The sequence below is a fragment of the Butyrivibrio hungatei genome (genome assembly GCF_900101605.1).
GTDB lineage: Bacteria > Bacillota > Clostridia > Lachnospirales > Lachnospiraceae > Butyrivibrio > Butyrivibrio hungatei_B.
Genome location: NZ_FMUR01000004.1, coordinates 307,277 through 322,503 on the forward strand (window position 1 = coordinate 307,277; position 15,227 = coordinate 322,503).

The following is a 15,227-nucleotide window of genomic DNA, read 5'->3' on the forward strand; positions in this document are numbered from 1 at the left end:
CATTTATTAAAATACGATAAAATAATAATATTAACCCTTATTGTCCCCCACATTTTTTGTAAAATGATATTAAAAAAGAAATGAGAGATATCATGTAGAAATTTTTTCAATAGGAGGTACGCTATGCCAAGAAGCGACGCAAAGAGACGAGCCGATAATAAATACAATTTAGCTCATTATACGGTACTTGGTTGTAAAATGAAGATACCGGAAGCAGAAGCGTTTAAAAAGGCTTGTAAAGATGCAGGAACAACCCCTAATGCAGTTTTTAGAGAAGCTGCAGAGAAGTTTATGAAAGATTTAGAGAGGGACATATAAAAGCAGCTACCTCATTTGAGATAACTGCTCTATGTAATAGGCGGTTATTATATTTCAGCTTGAACGATATGCCCGAAGTTCAGCTCATCTTTATATAAATCATAAATATAAGCAGAGCTTTCACGATAAAGCCCTGTTTCTACATCTTGAAGCTTATCAAAAACCTCTGATTCATAAAAGAAGTTCATAGCCTCGTCATATTCTACGTTCTGATCTTTCGAGATCATTTCAACAATATCCTGAATAGCATACTCTATTAGTTGCTTTTTCTCATTCATAACTAATTTTCCTCAATAATGAAATAGCTGCAGGTGTATGGAATGAATACTGTGAAGATGTCTTTTTATATATCATGCCTTTAAGAAGCGTATCAAAATCTATAACTTCTTCTTCATATTGTCTAAACAGCATTGCCATATTATCATCCGCAACAGGTCCAATTACGATATCATACTTAGAATCGAAATTGCACAATGGATCTGAATAATTCTCAAAGCCTCTATTCCTATTATTCATTACAAAACGAGCCCAATCTTCCGTTGTTTCTTCACCAAAATTTTTGATTCTAAGACTAGAGGAATCCAAAAAAGAATCATATAGTTCCTCCATTTCTCCGGCAAAGAGCTTGTAAATCTTCAACCACATTATCAAATGATAAAAGATACTCTTCCTCATAGAAATCCTTCAGGAACTCTATTCCCTTGAAATCTCGAAGATATCTATATGCTTCTTTAACATTCAAATTAAAAGCTTCAGCAAACTCATTAACACATGCAATTGTATAATTTATCAATCTTCTCTGATAGCTCATAGCATTTCCTCTTCTAACAATCTTCTATTTAATAGAACCATTACCTATTGTATTTATCTACTTGTTTGGTCTTTCTGCAATCATCAAAAAGCAGCTTCTCTCTTGAAATAACTGCTCCAAAAATCAAAACCACGGTGTTGATTGTCAAGTAAAATTGACCCGGGTCAATTTTAAGTGTAAATCAATATATCGCCGTCTTCATATTAAAAAGAAAGAGGCGATTACTTGCTTTGTGGCTTTTTCACCTCTTCCTAAAAACACAATATTTTAATTGCTCTATATAATCTTATTCCAAACTCAATCCTTTAAGAAATCTCTTTAAATCTCTTTTTGAATAGCACACACCGATTATCTTTACCGATGCATTTTCTATATCTATCCAAAAATAAACCATATAATTCCGCACTTTGATTTTTCTAATACCTTCACTGTGCCATGGTTCATCCTCTACCAAAAACTGCCTCTCAGGATTACTGCTTATTGTTTGAAATGCCTCCTGAAGTTCATCAACAAACACTTCCGCAGCACCTGGCTCTTGAAGATCCACTGCAATATAATATGCAATATCACGAATTTGTTCTTCTGCTTGCGGCGTCACTATAATGCAATAATTATTCACCTAGTCCACTTCTTAATGCTGCTTCTTACATCTGCAAGCACATCTTCCGCACTTCTGCCCTCATTAGCTTTAGCCTGCTCAAGTCCTTTTCCCATCATTGCATCAAATCCTTCTTTTGTCATTTCATCCAATGCAACAGGCGCCTTATGAAGTGTAAGTGAAAACGGAATTCCTTTTGTCATTATGATCTGTTTATAAAGCATATTTATAACAACAGAAGCCGGCACGCCAAGCTCATTAAGAATACTCTCCGCCTCTTCTTTTACATCAGGTTCAACTCTTGCCAATACATTTGCTGTTTTTGCCATAAAGCTCACCTCCTTCTTAATTGTATTCTAACGTATAACTAATCGATATACAAGTCTCAAAAGTCCACCAAATAAATCCCCACCCCAATCATCAACATTAGGAATCTGTAGACGTCATCTGCCAGCACAAGTCGAACGGCGAAGTAATTCCCCTCCGCTTCCGGCTGATGAACGAAGATGGCCAATATGAAAATTATACGATAAAAGGTTATAGAACAATTACCCATCCGGGGCCTTATACTACTCCGGACGGGCTCTATGTTTCTTACTCCACATTTGTTTTTGAATGTGTTGTTGTCGTACTTGATTACAAGCGGAAGGTACGGTTATATTTTGAGACACATAACAGTAAGTGGCGGATTGCGATATAAGTTTCATCTATCACCAAAATCATCTTCCGATAAAATCACACTTATAAGCTCCGCGCTGATAATTCAGCACTACTCCACTATCAATGTTTTAGTTGCCTATATATATCTTCGCGCTCATCTTGACTTAAATCCCTTAAATATATGGCATATTCATTTGGATATCCACCCACAAAAGTCATATGCTCCATATTTCTTTGAGATGGATCCGTTATCCAAAGAACAGGCTCTCCATGAAAATCATCGATGTATTTAAGTATTTCATTCTTGTATGTTACTTCCATCACTTACTACCTTGTCCGTTTCTTTGTCCATACCTCAACCAAAAAAATCATCTATCTTCTCAACTGAATTCAAAATCTCTGTTTCATCAACACCAACGTTTCTTGCAATCTCTGCTGACGCCTTAAGCCGCTCGGATATATCCCGGCTAAATGCATTTGCAAGTAACTCATCAAAAACTTTGCTTCTTTCTTGAATCTCATCCCTATATTTATCAAGCTTAGCTTCAAGCTCAGCATCAACTGTGGCTTGATATTCAATATACTGATTCAGAATCTCTGACTCATGCTTGTACAGTGAATATCGTCCATATTCAAAGGCAAGCATAGCCACACTCTGATTAAACTGTGCCAGATCTTCTCCAAGAAGAATCGCACTATACGATGTAATAAGCTTTATCATTGCTTCCAACAACAGCCACAGACACTTCTCGGTGTAATCCACTTCGGATATAATTCCTTTGCTTACATCCTTAGACAGCTTCCTAACCTCTTTAGCTATCCGGCTTATGGCTTCACACTTCTCTTTTGAAATCCCGTTTTTATCAAGCAATTTCACAGAAATATCAACGTAATCAGCATAAGCCTCAAAGACCTCGACACTATATTGCTGACCGTCAGGAAGAATCGCAAGATCTGAGATCTTACTCGCAATATCAATCCAATCTTGTTTATCGAACTCCTTAATATTTTTCCCTGAAGCTATTTTGCCAAGGATAGCAAATGTTGCAATGGTACCGATTCTTATGCGTTTCAACTGCTCAGGACTATCATCATTCATATATGCCAAAACAGTCTCTTGTGCCTTTGCGATTCCATTCATAGCCTTTTGGATATTTGCACCGATATCTGTATCCTTCAGATAATCTAATGTAATATCCTTCAATAATTCTTCAACCATGACTCTCACCCTCTGCGACAATTTGCTTACAATACAATGCCGATAAAGTCTTTGTAAGATTAACCATAGCCCCCAGCTTATTCTTATCATCATCGCTGAACGTCGTATAATCTCCACTGAACAATGAAAGGCAATCTTGGAAGTTTGAATTCAATCCCGTTCTCACATCATTTGTACGTGTCAGTATCTCAGAGATCTTGCCATCCATCTCTTTTATAGCCTCAATATTGCGCTTAACAGCCTCAATCTCCTCATTTTTCTCTTTATTTAGTTTTGCTCTATTTTTGGAAAAAAGAAGTATAGAAGTAAGAAGCGTTGCTCCTGCTATAGTCCAGCCAACAGGTCCTGCCAAAGCCAAAAGAGCCTGCCCTCCGGCTATACCTGTTCCTCCTGCACTCAACGCGCCTCCGCCAAGCCATGCCAAAGCAGCTTTTGTTGCAGCAGCTCCGGTCAAAGTTGATATTGCAGTTCCTGTCGAAGACACACCAAAAGTAGTTGCAATCCACATAGCCGCTGTCGGGGCCATAAAAGCAACACTGGCGCCGGCAGCAAGTCCGGCTCCCGCACCGCCTGCTGCCATCCTAGCGGAATCTACTTCTTTCTTTGCAAACTCACATGCATCCGTGAACTGCTTTCTATTGACATTAATCTCTTCAAAATCTGCATCAAAACTCTTGGGATGATTAGCAATGCTGTTGACAAGGAGTTCAACGTTATTGATTGAATCAACAGCTCTGCATCTCTCAACATATAATTGCATACCTTTATCATTCATAAGAGTGTAGGCATCATTATATTCGGTAATGGAACTTTCAAGCATCCTATCAAGCTCTGTCAGCTTATTGGTAATATCTTCCTTAGCTTCCATAGCCTTATCTTTGACTTCCACTGCTTTCTCTGAAATAACCGCACTGGATCTCTTAAGAGCCTCACTACCTTTCTTAGATATATTGGATGAGAATTCTTTAATCTGATCAGCATTGATCTTTATTCCCGGCTTTGCTGATTCTTCAACCTTAGCTCCGCACTTAGGACAAAAAGCTACACCAAAACCCAAATTTGAACCACATGATTTACACTTCATAAGAACCCTCCTATGCAATTAGAATATAATCTAAAGATGTTCTTTTTTATTAGTGACTCAATATGTAAAATGATTTTCTTTATCATTGAGAACTCTTTTTACATATTGTAGTTTGCGATATCCCAATATTTAAGATTACCTCTATCTATCCGAATATCTCTATGAGTTATTTTTCCTCTAGCGCCTAATACACAGTGTTCTCGCCCTCTGTAACTTTCTCCGAACACATCTGTATCAATAATCTCATATTCCTCTTCAGGATTACTTTTACTTATAACAACAGATCCATATTCCAATTTAAGAAATTCATCCATAGTCATAACTAAAATCTCCTATCTCAATCAAAATACTGCATCTTTTCAATAACCTTCACAGGGCTCTTTACAAGCGAAGCAAAAGTCTGAGCGTCGCTCTTTTTCCCGACAAGTCCGCCGTAGTGGACGGGGATGGCGTATTCCGGCCTTATTGTATTTGCAAGATCTGCAGCTCTTTTGGCATCCATCGTAAACGTTCCTCCAATGGGCAAAAGAGCTATATCGCACTTCACCTGCCTTGCCTCTTTCGTAGCTCCCGTATCTCCCGCAATGTAAATGCGCTTTCCGTTAACCCTAAGGATATAGCCAACCCACTCGGCGCGCTTTGGATGAAACGGCTTTATCGTGTTGTAAGCAGGTACAGTCTCCATCTCAAGACCGTTTATCTCCTTGTAAATGCCGGGCTTAACCGTCACAATATCTTTTACATCAGGCTTAAGCTCTCCGGCGTCATCCTCCATCTTCTCAGGAACAACAAGAATCGTATCCGCTTTGATCACCTTCCTGATATCCTCAATCGAAAAATGATCGTAATGCGAATGCGTTATCAGAACATAATCCGCATCATGCGGCTCCTCCTTCATGTGAAAAGGATCCACATATATCACGCCGAAGTCGCTTCGGATTCTTATGCTGTTTTGGGTAAAAACATCTATATTGTCTGGCATTTCTTTAAACTGCTCCATTCCAATGCTTATTTATATTACTACTCAAAAATTTTCTTCAACGAAATCGCTTATCTCATCGCGTATTTCAATGTACAGCCACTCTGAGTCGTGGTACATTCCGATGCCATCACTCTCCGATGCGGCAGTAAGACTATCTATGAGCATATCGCAGATACTCTTTTTACTTTCGTCATCCTCATGCTTTTTAGCCTGTTCAAAGCACATCTCTGCGCAATCTCTAAGTAGATCAGACGCTCTATCATCTTTATTTCTGTCATATTCCAGTGCCTTATCATAAATATCATTCCAATATTCTTCCAAGTCTTCTGCCGAGAACCGATAATCCGCCTTCAAAAGAAATAAATCCAACGGAAAGTATCCATTATCACTGTACTCAATTAAAAGTTCAATCAAATCCTGCTTACTCAAAGAATCCAGTATTTCTCTTATGTCGCTCATGTTGTATAAAAATATATCCTTTCTGTAAATACATTAATTTCAGCTAGAGCAATATCCATTACTTAATGTTGCGTATGCCTCAACTCCACCATCTCCATTAACAAAAGTTACGTTGACTTTTGTTTTTCCATACTCTTTTTTTGCACCACGCCTCAAAAAGAAGATTGCACATAACCTCAAAGGCATGATTACACGATTCTCCATGTGTATTAAATTTTGTCCAATCCACGAAATACCATCCCTCTCATGCCTATAAGTCATTATCTTTCGCATGTTACATTCATAGCAGCCATATTTTCAAAACATCTTCTGGCTATTATTATGGTAGGCAATTATTCCACCCCTAACGCTTTAAACACAGCGTCATCAGCGCTCTGATAGAACACAAGACTAATGTACATGGTATTTTTTTGCTCTCATTTTAAATGCAAATTCCGTTCCTTCCATAACATCACATATTTCTTCGCGAATTATATCATTATCAATAGTACCTGCATTCTTAACAGCCACATATCTACTTGATGAATCCATCGAGATAATATACTCAGCATCTCCATTAACTGGAATATTGGCATTATGCGTCACAACAATAATCTGCCTATGCTTCTTAGATTTTTTCAATTGTTTTACCACAAGATCATAGACCAACCTATTATCCAAATCATCTTCTGGCTGATCTAACAACAAGGGTCTATCACCATATGCAAGAATAAAAGTTAGTATCGCTGTTGTTTTCTGTCCTGGAGAAGCAGTATGCAATGGCACAAGCTTACCTGCTGCGTTTTTATAACTTACCTGTAAATCGTCAGTAGGAACAAATGATAATATTTGATCAATCAATGAAGAATCAAGATTCTTTATCGCTCTTTGAAAATACATGCTCACACCACTAACCTCTTCTTCATTAACTATTTTTTCAATTAATGATCTGAACCTTTTTAAACCACCTCTTGAAACAGCTTGCTCAGCAACTTTATATATATCATCAACAACATTCGTACTTGTGCTTTGTGTATACTTCAAAAGTAAATCTTCAACTGATTTTTTATTTGCTTTTTCAATATATTCAATTTTGACATCTTGATCATCTGATAGTATTGAATCAATAAAAGCTTTACGACAGTTTCGTATATTATTCAATTGTGTATTATATTTAGTTTCTAACTTACCAATTTCTTTTTCTATATCCAAAATACTATTCTTCAAATCAGAGAGAGCTTTAATATCCTGTTCTTTTTGCTTTTGCTTCTCTAGTAATTCGTCCAATTTATCCGCCTCTAAATGCTGTTCATCTAATTTTGTCTTAGCATTATCATAAGCAGCAATTGATTCTTGATATCTTATATTCCATTCACTCTTTTCGACTTCGCCTTTTAATAATTCATACTGAGATACAATACTTTCACCATTCTTCTTGATTTCAGCAAACACGACATCGATACTATTTTTCCCTTTTTTTAGTATTGTTTTTATATCATCTGACAAAAAAGTATCAATTGGCCTTGAAATATGTTCTTTACTAGAATACTCAACCAGCTCATTACCGATACTTTTAACGCTATTTAAATAACTGTCTATTGCATTTTTTTCATTTTCGTACTTGGTCTTTTCCTCTATAGCACTTGTAAAACCGCTTTTCTTATATACATCAATTTGGTTATTTAAATCTTTCAATTCAAGACTGAGTTTTGCCTCTTCCTTTATTTTATCTTTTGCCAATCTCAGCTCTTTAATCTTATCTATTAATTCGCTATAAGCCTCATCCGCCTTTTCCAATAAAACTGGTAATTCTTCATTATCCTTATCAATCAATCTCCCCAATGCATCCGGTGCTTGGGCTAGCTCATAAATCTGTTTTTGAGTATATGTATCAACCAAAAGAAAATCTATGAATTGTTCCTCTTTAACGGCATCCCATGTGTCAAGCTCCTGATTATATTTCATGATTGAAAAGCTACTACTTTTCTTTTTAAAATCTGTTTCAATTATCTTATATAAAATACCATTTCTATATATCTGTACTTCTATAGATGATTTTTCTGCCAATACTCCCTTTCCATTTTTATCAGTCAATTGATAAAAGTTTTCCTGCTCAGCTTTAATAACCTCCAAATCATCAAACTTTGCAGACTTTAGTGCTCCAGCAATAAGTCTTATAATTGATGATTTTCCACTTCCTCGTCCACCGATTATTGTGTTTAACTGTGTATTAAATTCCAAATTTATTCCACAGTATGGGCTAATCGACACTCCATTGACTGTTATTGATTTGATCCAAACCTCTGGTAATCTCTCTGGAAGATTTTTACTCTGATAACTTGTTCTTATACGCTCTTTATATGACAAAAAGGCTTGTCTTAAGCCTTCAATATTAGGAGTGTCTCCCATCTTTATCCAACAATAATCCCTTCCTATCCCCCATAAACCATGCTTAGCATCATGCTCTGCCCTTGGATTATCCGATGACATGATAAATGGGATTTCAGACGTTTTTGCCTTTTTATAGGATTTATACCATGCATCAATCTTCTCATCAGAAATAGACTGATCATTATACTTATCTCGAATAGCCTGTTTGAAATCTACATCCTTATTTTCCCAAACATCTTCATTAACAACTTGCACGGCATCAATATATTTACCAGTTAAAAGTTTTGATATATTTGCGTCACTCATAGAATTAATGCCATTAAGCTCATCGATATGCGCTGGTATTACTATGCATCCTAACTTTTTTGCTTTGTCACATACATTAAAAATAGATTCAGATGTTACTTCGCCATTTTCTACGGCTCTCTTATCGATTCCAACGCCTGTTAAGTAATCTCTAACATCATCTGCATTGCAATCTGTATTAAATAGAATAAGCACATGTATTTTAGCCGTATCACAAGTCAACTCTACTCCAGGGAATACAGTAATATTCCTTTTTTCAGCTTCCTCTTTGATTTTATCAATATAACGGTAATCATTATGATCAGTGACTGCTATACAGTTTAATTCCTTGCGTTCTACCTCATCAACCCACGCCTCAATTGTATCTTCGTCTTCATAGCATTTACTGCTCATAGTATGAAGATGAAAATCACATTTATACCATCTTAAACCAACGTAATCCATTATAACCTCCAAGTAATCCAGTAAAATAATTATGCCATTTATAATAGAATCGTTAGGCTTTCCACTTTATTTAAGAAAAGCTTCATAACATCAATTCTATTTCCAGGCCCCAATATTATAAACATTGCCCTTCGTTGTCGCCTTTTATTATCTTCATAATGCAACCTCGATAATTAATCATCGATACTAGTTAGTGTCCTCAAAATAATCTTCATCAATCTTGAATACTATGTATTCTTTGATTCTTTCTAGCCCAACACTATTTTTTATCATTAATTCCACTAAAGAATCACCATCAATAAGTCTAATATGTTTTCTGGTTTCAGCATTTGCAAAATCTAAAGCCTCTTTTGTAAACCTTGATGTAGTAATGAAAACCCCTTTCTCAGCCTTTTGCATTGCCCCTATAAAACGTTGAATCTCGGGCCTTCCAACACTGTTTCCTTCATTGTATCGCTTTGCCTGTATATAGATAAGATTAAGCCCTAATTTATCCTCTCTTATAATCCCATCAATTCCTCCGTCATGTGACTTTCCAATTACTTGCCCTGATTTATCATCACATCCGTATCCCATCGCCAAAAGTAAATCTACTACTAATTTTTCAAAAAAGCTTGGATGGCACTCCCGCACTTTCTCTAATAAAGAATGTTTCAAATCACTTAAATACCTTTGGTATGCCTGAACCATCTTTTCTTCTGGCAAAAGCTCATCTTCTATGTCTATCACGTACTGTATACTGTTTGATTCATCTGCTTCTTTAGATTCGGATATATCCGATTCATCTGCTAACGTATAATAATAGGTCTTATCTTCAATGCGAGCAATCTTAAAACACTTAATAGGAGACGCATTTGGAAAAAATAGATCTGTACAATGTCTTCTAATTTCCAAATGAACCACTCCCTGCGGTGATTTTGCACCAAACTCATATAGCTTTCTTTCCTCGATGCGACGAAATATCTCTTTGTATGTCAGTCCATTTTTCTCATCCTTAAGGACTTCTTTGATCGCATCACAGATTGTTCTCTTCTTCATTTGACACCTCTATCTTTCAGATAAAGCATACGGTTCTAGCCTTTTTTAATGGCATCTGTTTTGTTTTTATACAGTTTTCTACCATATGTTCTATCTGCCTTATATCCATAAATCACCTTAATATTCTCTCCTGCAATACATATTTATTGTAATAATTGCCTTACATGTGTTTTAATATCCCCCTTTAACGCTGTATACCTTTGCTTTAGAATTTGTTTTGTATTATCTTCATCAATATTGGAAGTTGTATAACTTTGTATAGAAAGCGTAGATTTAGCTTCATCCGTAATCTTCGTTATGTACACATCCAAAGTGTCGTCAGAGATTTCATCGTTCGATTTTTTTGTTATATAAACAAAATTAATTGGAGAGTTACATATATTCTTGTCATCTTTTCTTAATGCTTCCGTTGATTCATCCATTTTCTTTACGCTGCCTAACGGTATTATATGATGAGCTTCTAATGCATTTGCCACGTTACTAAACACCGATATGGTAATCTTTGGGTCAAACATGTCCGCATAAGTTTTAGCAAGTAAATACTGACACATAAAAATACGAAGAACTCGTTTAGGGTATCTTTCTTCTTGTACTTTTTCCATCAACAACAAAGATTCATCCGAAAAATTCTGAGCATCTAAAATATAATCGATATTCTTGCTAATCCAACCAATATCTGCTGTATTTGTGAGCATATCCATAACAGATTGTAAATCTTGAATAAATATAGTATTCTGGTCCCTATCATAGTTACCTGAAAACAAACTACTCCAATACCACGCTTCTAATTTTTTATGAACATTTATATCTGCATACCAAGAATCATTAGTAAACACAGTTGCGACCAATGATATCATCAGTGAATAATTCAATTCATTGATGCTTCGAATTCCACATCTAGTCTGAAAGAAAAAGAGTGCCCTATCAATAGCACAGCATATTTTCTCTGTATTCGAATGAATATCTTCTGGAGTTAATTCCAGTATTTTATTTCTTTTTATATGATCGACTTTATATTCATCAGGCTTATATGATGGATTATACGTATACAACGATAGTGTATTCAAAAATGCATCAATGAATTTTGGATTAATCTCATTTTTATCTTCGTTATAACACTTTGTAAATAGAGAGGCATTATAGTACTTATCTTCTAACATATCTACTTCTTTAGCAGTCATTACTCCATCTATCTCTGAAGTAACTTTATGTTTCATCAAAGAAGCTACAGTATCAGGTATAACTGATTTAGTGTACTCTTTCTCGCTTTTAATAAAACCAATTAAACGTTCATAATACGGAGCATTATCTACTTTGGCAACTTTAGCCATTATTAAGTCAAAAATATTCAGGCACACTCCGCCAATGTTCAGATTTTCATATATATCAATTGCACGTGCCCTTTTTTCTGCAGATACTACTATTTTATTTAACACAATATTCTTAACGCACGAGTCAAGGTACTCCTTAATTTCACCTTCCCAAACTTCTGCACGCTCAGAAAGTTTTTTCCCTAATAATGTGTAGTCTTTTTTTACTGCCTCACACATTTTTTTGTCATCAATAAATAATTCATCAATAAATGCCTGTTTTTTGGCCGAATCTGTTAAACTCTCAAAGTGATTCTCAATTTCCTGAGTTATTTTTTCTGCAATATTTTTTCGGATTGTATTTAATCTAAGCTTTGCTAGTGAAGGATTTTTTTCACTTGATGGCGTCATCAAAAAAAGAGGCAGTAGATAGCCTTCTTCATTACTTAGGCAATACTCATCAAGGGCAGTTGATAAATCCATTGCCGGATTATATGGCATTTGATCACCTGCAGTAAATGTTTCACACACTATAAAAGGCATGATTTCCCCGGAAAGAAAATCCGGATCTTTTGAATCAGGATCTTTATATGGAAAATTAAGATTTTGAACTCCAAACAAATCAGATCCTTCTCTATTTTTCCATTTGGGAATGCATAAAAAGAAACGTCTCTTTAATGTTGGAGAAACAAGATCACTTACCTTATTGCAATTATTATGAATCACATTTGAGAAAACATTAGTTAAAACAGTAATTCTTTGTTGACCATCTAGTAAAAACTCTACAGTATTTTTAAGCTTGTTCGCATTTATAATAGTTTTACATCCTATGACTTTTGATGAGTAATCAGAAGGGTCAGATTCTAATAATAATATACTCCCTATCGGCATTTTTGTAAGAATTGAAGCAACAATCTTTTTTTGCCGTTCTTCTTCCGTCCATACAAATTTACGCTGAAAATCTGGCAAAAGGACATCTCCTGCTTCTATTTCATTAATGATTTCCTGCAAATTCATAGTCGTTTTTGGCTCGCTCATCTTTATCCTCCAAATCATGCATATATTCACAAATCAAAGGGCTTATTAAGTAAAGCAATGATATTGCCCACTTTAAGATCTGAGTATTCATCATCCATACTCAATGAACGTTTAAATAGTTCATCGTAAAGAATTTCTATCCCCCCCAATAAGTATTGAGTAAACAGCTCCATATCTTTCTGATAATCTGTTTCATTTTCTGGTCCCCTGAAGGCTCTGTCTACCCTCTGTTCTATAGTTAAGCCATCGCTTTCATCCATCAGAATAATCATCTGTAATATTGTTATCAGATCTTCTCTTCTTGTCATTATCTGCTGCAGCTGCACAGTTCTTTTATTTTCTCCCTCTGAACTAGCTTTTACTTTATGCTTTGCTCTCAATCCAATTACAGGCGCAATAGTGCATAAGTCAACCAATCTCTTAAAATATGACTGCTGAATCTGATTCTGAGTCCACAACGCATCGACATAATCAGCATACTTTCCTGTAATTGTTATATCCTTTTTAAAATACTCAAAATTTGCCATATCATGCCTCCGTATTATGTGTAATGCTAGACGAATTCTCATCTATATTCTTGGAAACCCTATACATATATTTCTTATCTGTAAAATCACCCAGCCCACTCGGTTCCCAATCTTTATCTAGCATGAAAACAATAACCTGTTCAGCTACTTTGGGCATAACACTCGCAACCTTGGCAGTGTTAACATCACTAAGCTTTGAGAACGGTCCATCAAGTACCAGTGGAAGCACTTCGGCATCTTCGTTATCAGCCTTCATGTTATTCGCAAGTTCCAAAATACTTACGATAAAAGCAAAATTTCTTGCTATCTTCTCACCTTCTGATAATACAGTTGCCTCTGTTGTTGACAAGTCACCGGAATTACTGATTTTTTTATAGTAAAGCCTAAGGACATAATCTTCATCGAGCTTTGCATATTTCTCCTGCTCTTTGAACATTTCCTTAAAGTTCTTTTCTATAATTGCATTAAGATCATTTAGAAGCGTTCCCTCTTTCTTACCATAAATGTCACAAGCTTTTTCATATAGCTGCTTGGCATATTCAATATAAACATCTAACCTTGCGTTCTGCTCTGACTTATCCTCCAAAGTGCTCTTTTGCTCTTCAAGCGTTTTTATTCTTATTTCGTGAGACTGATTCAAACCTTCAGCATGAGTGACCGCCTGATCATACTCCCTTGCTTTACTCTTATACTCATTAAGTTTTCTCCGCTCTACTTCAAAATTTATCTTCCTGTCAATTTTTCTTTCCTTAATTGCCAGTTGTTCTTCGTTATCATATTTATCATCAGATTCTGACTGGAATGAATCAGCTTTGTTCTTGATTGTTTCATACATATCAGCACTGTCAGCACTCCACTTAGCTAACTTGCCCTTAAAATTACCAACAATCGTACCAATAACAGCAGGCGGAACCAATTTCTTTAATTTCAGCAAGGCTTCTTCTTCAGGTGAACCATCTGCAATATCATGACCACATAAACACTTGTGGTTGCTGAGGATTGTCTCAATAGTCTTATTTGTCACTCCTGGAAGATCCACGCCTTTTAAATCTACGCCATCAAGCATATCCACTATCTCCTGCATCAAAGGAGCAGCAAAATACGTATACGAACCACTAAACTTGTCAACTATATCAGCATAGAAACTCTCCATACGCTTAGTACATGCGCTTATTTCACCTTCAAGTCTCTTATACTCTTTCTGATCCTGTTCAACATTAGGATTTGAATCTAACAGCGCTTGTTTCTCATCAGCCTTTTCCCAAAAATGTTTCGCATTTTCTTTATTATCTTCAATTTCCTTATTGTTTTGTTCAATCTTTTTGTAAAGAGCTTCTATTTCTTTCTCAATTCTGCCATATTCCTCACTCACACCACTCTTTTTGCCTTCAAGTCTTTTTATTACCGACAAACTTCCCCTAGTACCGTGTTCGCCAAGGTGGTATTTCATCTGCCTTATCGGGCTAATACCAACAAGATTGTATATAGAGTCTCTTATATCCGCTTTGGTAGTTTTTGAGTCATTCCACCGCTCACCATCAAACAAGAAATAGCTCGAAAGCTGTTTAGGCAAAAACTCACTAATAAGCTCATCCACTTTCCCCTCATCCTTGCCAGTATTATCATATGGGATTTCACTTCCAGTGTTGCCATCCTTAATGTACATCTTCAGCTTTTCTGAAATTTGCCGAGTTGTCATTTGAGGAAATTTCCTTGCATAAGTAGCTAATCTTACTATTCTGTACGCATTAACAGAATTGTTTTTTTCCTGTTCAAAATCCAATTCCACCTTAACTTCGGCATAATCATTAGCTGTCATATTGCCTAATACATCGTTATTTAGTATAGTGACATCCTTATTTCCCTCGTATTGAGTAGAAATTATTTCTCCATACAAAACCCATCTTATTGCCTGAGCTAATGTTGTTTTTCCAACAGTATTATCCCCCAATACAACTGTAACGTTTTTATCATCATCACAGCTGAACTGAATGGTATTTTCTCCCTTAAAGCGCATGAAATTGTTAATAACAAGTTTAGTGAATTTCATATTATTATTCTCC

17 protein-coding genes are annotated in these 15,227 nt (G+C 35.8%); 1 reads left to right on the forward strand and 16 read right to left on the reverse strand.

The features are described 5' to 3' along the window. The first annotated feature begins 123 nt into the window (after positions 1-123). Entirely contained in the window at positions 124-318 is a 195-nt protein-coding gene (locus tag BLP87_RS03255; RefSeq protein ID WP_026668456.1) for a hypothetical protein, read from the forward strand. Positions 319-365: 47 nt separating this feature from the next. On the opposite strand, the gene BLP87_RS03260 is transcribed toward BLP87_RS03255, so the two are convergent. From BLP87_RS03260 to BLP87_RS03345, 16 genes are all read right to left on the reverse strand, one after another. After that, positions 366-596 carry a hypothetical protein gene (locus BLP87_RS03260; RefSeq protein WP_026490285.1) on the reverse strand — a complete coding sequence of 77 codons (231 nt, stop codon included), beginning with the start codon at positions 594-596 and terminating at the stop codon, positions 366-368. Continuing rightward, positions 589-993 carry a DUF3990 domain-containing protein gene (locus BLP87_RS03265; RefSeq protein WP_143002073.1) on the reverse strand — a complete coding sequence of 135 codons (405 nt, stop codon included), beginning with the start codon at positions 991-993 and terminating at the stop codon, positions 589-591. The genes BLP87_RS03260 and BLP87_RS03265 overlap by 8 nt, the downstream gene beginning before the upstream one ends. Next, entirely contained in the window at positions 911-1,129 is a 219-nt protein-coding gene (locus tag BLP87_RS03270) for a DUF3791 domain-containing protein (RefSeq protein WP_074461410.1), read from the reverse strand. Before BLP87_RS03270 ends, BLP87_RS03265 begins: the two co-directional genes overlap by 83 nt. 286 nt (positions 1,130-1,415) lie before the next feature. Beyond that, complete coding sequence (locus BLP87_RS03275) at positions 1,416-1,748, reverse strand: type II toxin-antitoxin system RelE/ParE family toxin (RefSeq protein WP_026668454.1); 333 nt, start codon at positions 1,746-1,748, stop codon at positions 1,416-1,418. After that, a complete protein-coding gene (locus BLP87_RS03280) occupies positions 1,745-2,056 on the reverse strand; it encodes a type II toxin-antitoxin system RelB/DinJ family antitoxin (RefSeq protein ID WP_074461411.1) in 312 nt (103 codons plus the stop codon). Before BLP87_RS03280 ends, BLP87_RS03275 begins: the two co-directional genes overlap by 4 nt. A 451-nt stretch (positions 2,057-2,507) precedes the next feature. Continuing rightward, complete coding sequence (locus BLP87_RS03290) at positions 2,508-2,708, reverse strand: hypothetical protein (protein ID WP_027209059.1); 201 nt, start codon at positions 2,706-2,708, stop codon at positions 2,508-2,510. Between the two features lie 34 nt (positions 2,709-2,742). Then, a complete protein-coding gene (locus tag BLP87_RS03295) occupies positions 2,743-3,606 on the reverse strand; it encodes a hypothetical protein (RefSeq protein WP_074461413.1) in 864 nt (287 codons plus the stop codon). Beyond that, a complete protein-coding gene (locus tag BLP87_RS03300) occupies positions 3,599-4,690 on the reverse strand; it encodes a zinc ribbon domain-containing protein (RefSeq protein ID WP_207648712.1) in 1,092 nt (363 codons plus the stop codon). The genes BLP87_RS03295 and BLP87_RS03300 overlap by 8 nt, the downstream gene beginning before the upstream one ends. Positions 4,691-4,788: 98 nt before the next feature. Further along, entirely contained in the window at positions 4,789-5,010 is a 222-nt protein-coding gene (locus BLP87_RS03305; protein WP_074461414.1) for a hypothetical protein, read from the reverse strand. Between the two features lie 17 nt (positions 5,011-5,027). After that, positions 5,028-5,672, reverse strand: coding sequence for an MBL fold metallo-hydrolase (locus BLP87_RS03310; protein WP_074461513.1), 645 nt, complete (start codon positions 5,670-5,672; stop codon positions 5,028-5,030). A gap of 42 nt (positions 5,673-5,714) precedes the next feature. Continuing rightward, complete coding sequence (locus BLP87_RS03315; RefSeq protein WP_074461415.1) at positions 5,715-6,131, reverse strand: hypothetical protein; 417 nt, start codon at positions 6,129-6,131, stop codon at positions 5,715-5,717. A 390-nt stretch (positions 6,132-6,521) separates the two neighbouring features. Continuing rightward, the gene (locus BLP87_RS03325) at positions 6,522-9,251 is read right to left on the reverse strand and encodes a TrlF family AAA-like ATPase (RefSeq protein WP_074461417.1); all 2,730 of its coding nucleotides are present in this window, start codon (positions 9,249-9,251) and stop codon (positions 6,522-6,524) included. A gap of 186 nt (positions 9,252-9,437) precedes the next feature. Next, the gene (locus tag BLP87_RS03330; RefSeq protein ID WP_074461418.1) at positions 9,438-10,289 is read right to left on the reverse strand and encodes a restriction endonuclease; all 852 of its coding nucleotides are present in this window, start codon (positions 10,287-10,289) and stop codon (positions 9,438-9,440) included. A gap of 143 nt (positions 10,290-10,432) precedes the next feature. After that, positions 10,433-12,637, reverse strand: coding sequence for a DUF262 domain-containing protein (locus BLP87_RS03335; RefSeq protein ID WP_074461419.1), 2,205 nt, complete (start codon positions 12,635-12,637; stop codon positions 10,433-10,435). A 26-nt stretch (positions 12,638-12,663) separates the two neighbouring features. Beyond that, positions 12,664-13,164, reverse strand: coding sequence for a hypothetical protein (locus BLP87_RS03340; RefSeq protein ID WP_074461420.1), 501 nt, complete (start codon positions 13,162-13,164; stop codon positions 12,664-12,666). Between the two features lies 1 nt (position 13,165). Next, complete coding sequence (locus BLP87_RS03345; protein WP_074461421.1) at positions 13,166-15,214, reverse strand: AAA family ATPase; 2,049 nt, start codon at positions 15,212-15,214, stop codon at positions 13,166-13,168. Positions 15,215-15,227 lie beyond the last annotated feature (13 nt).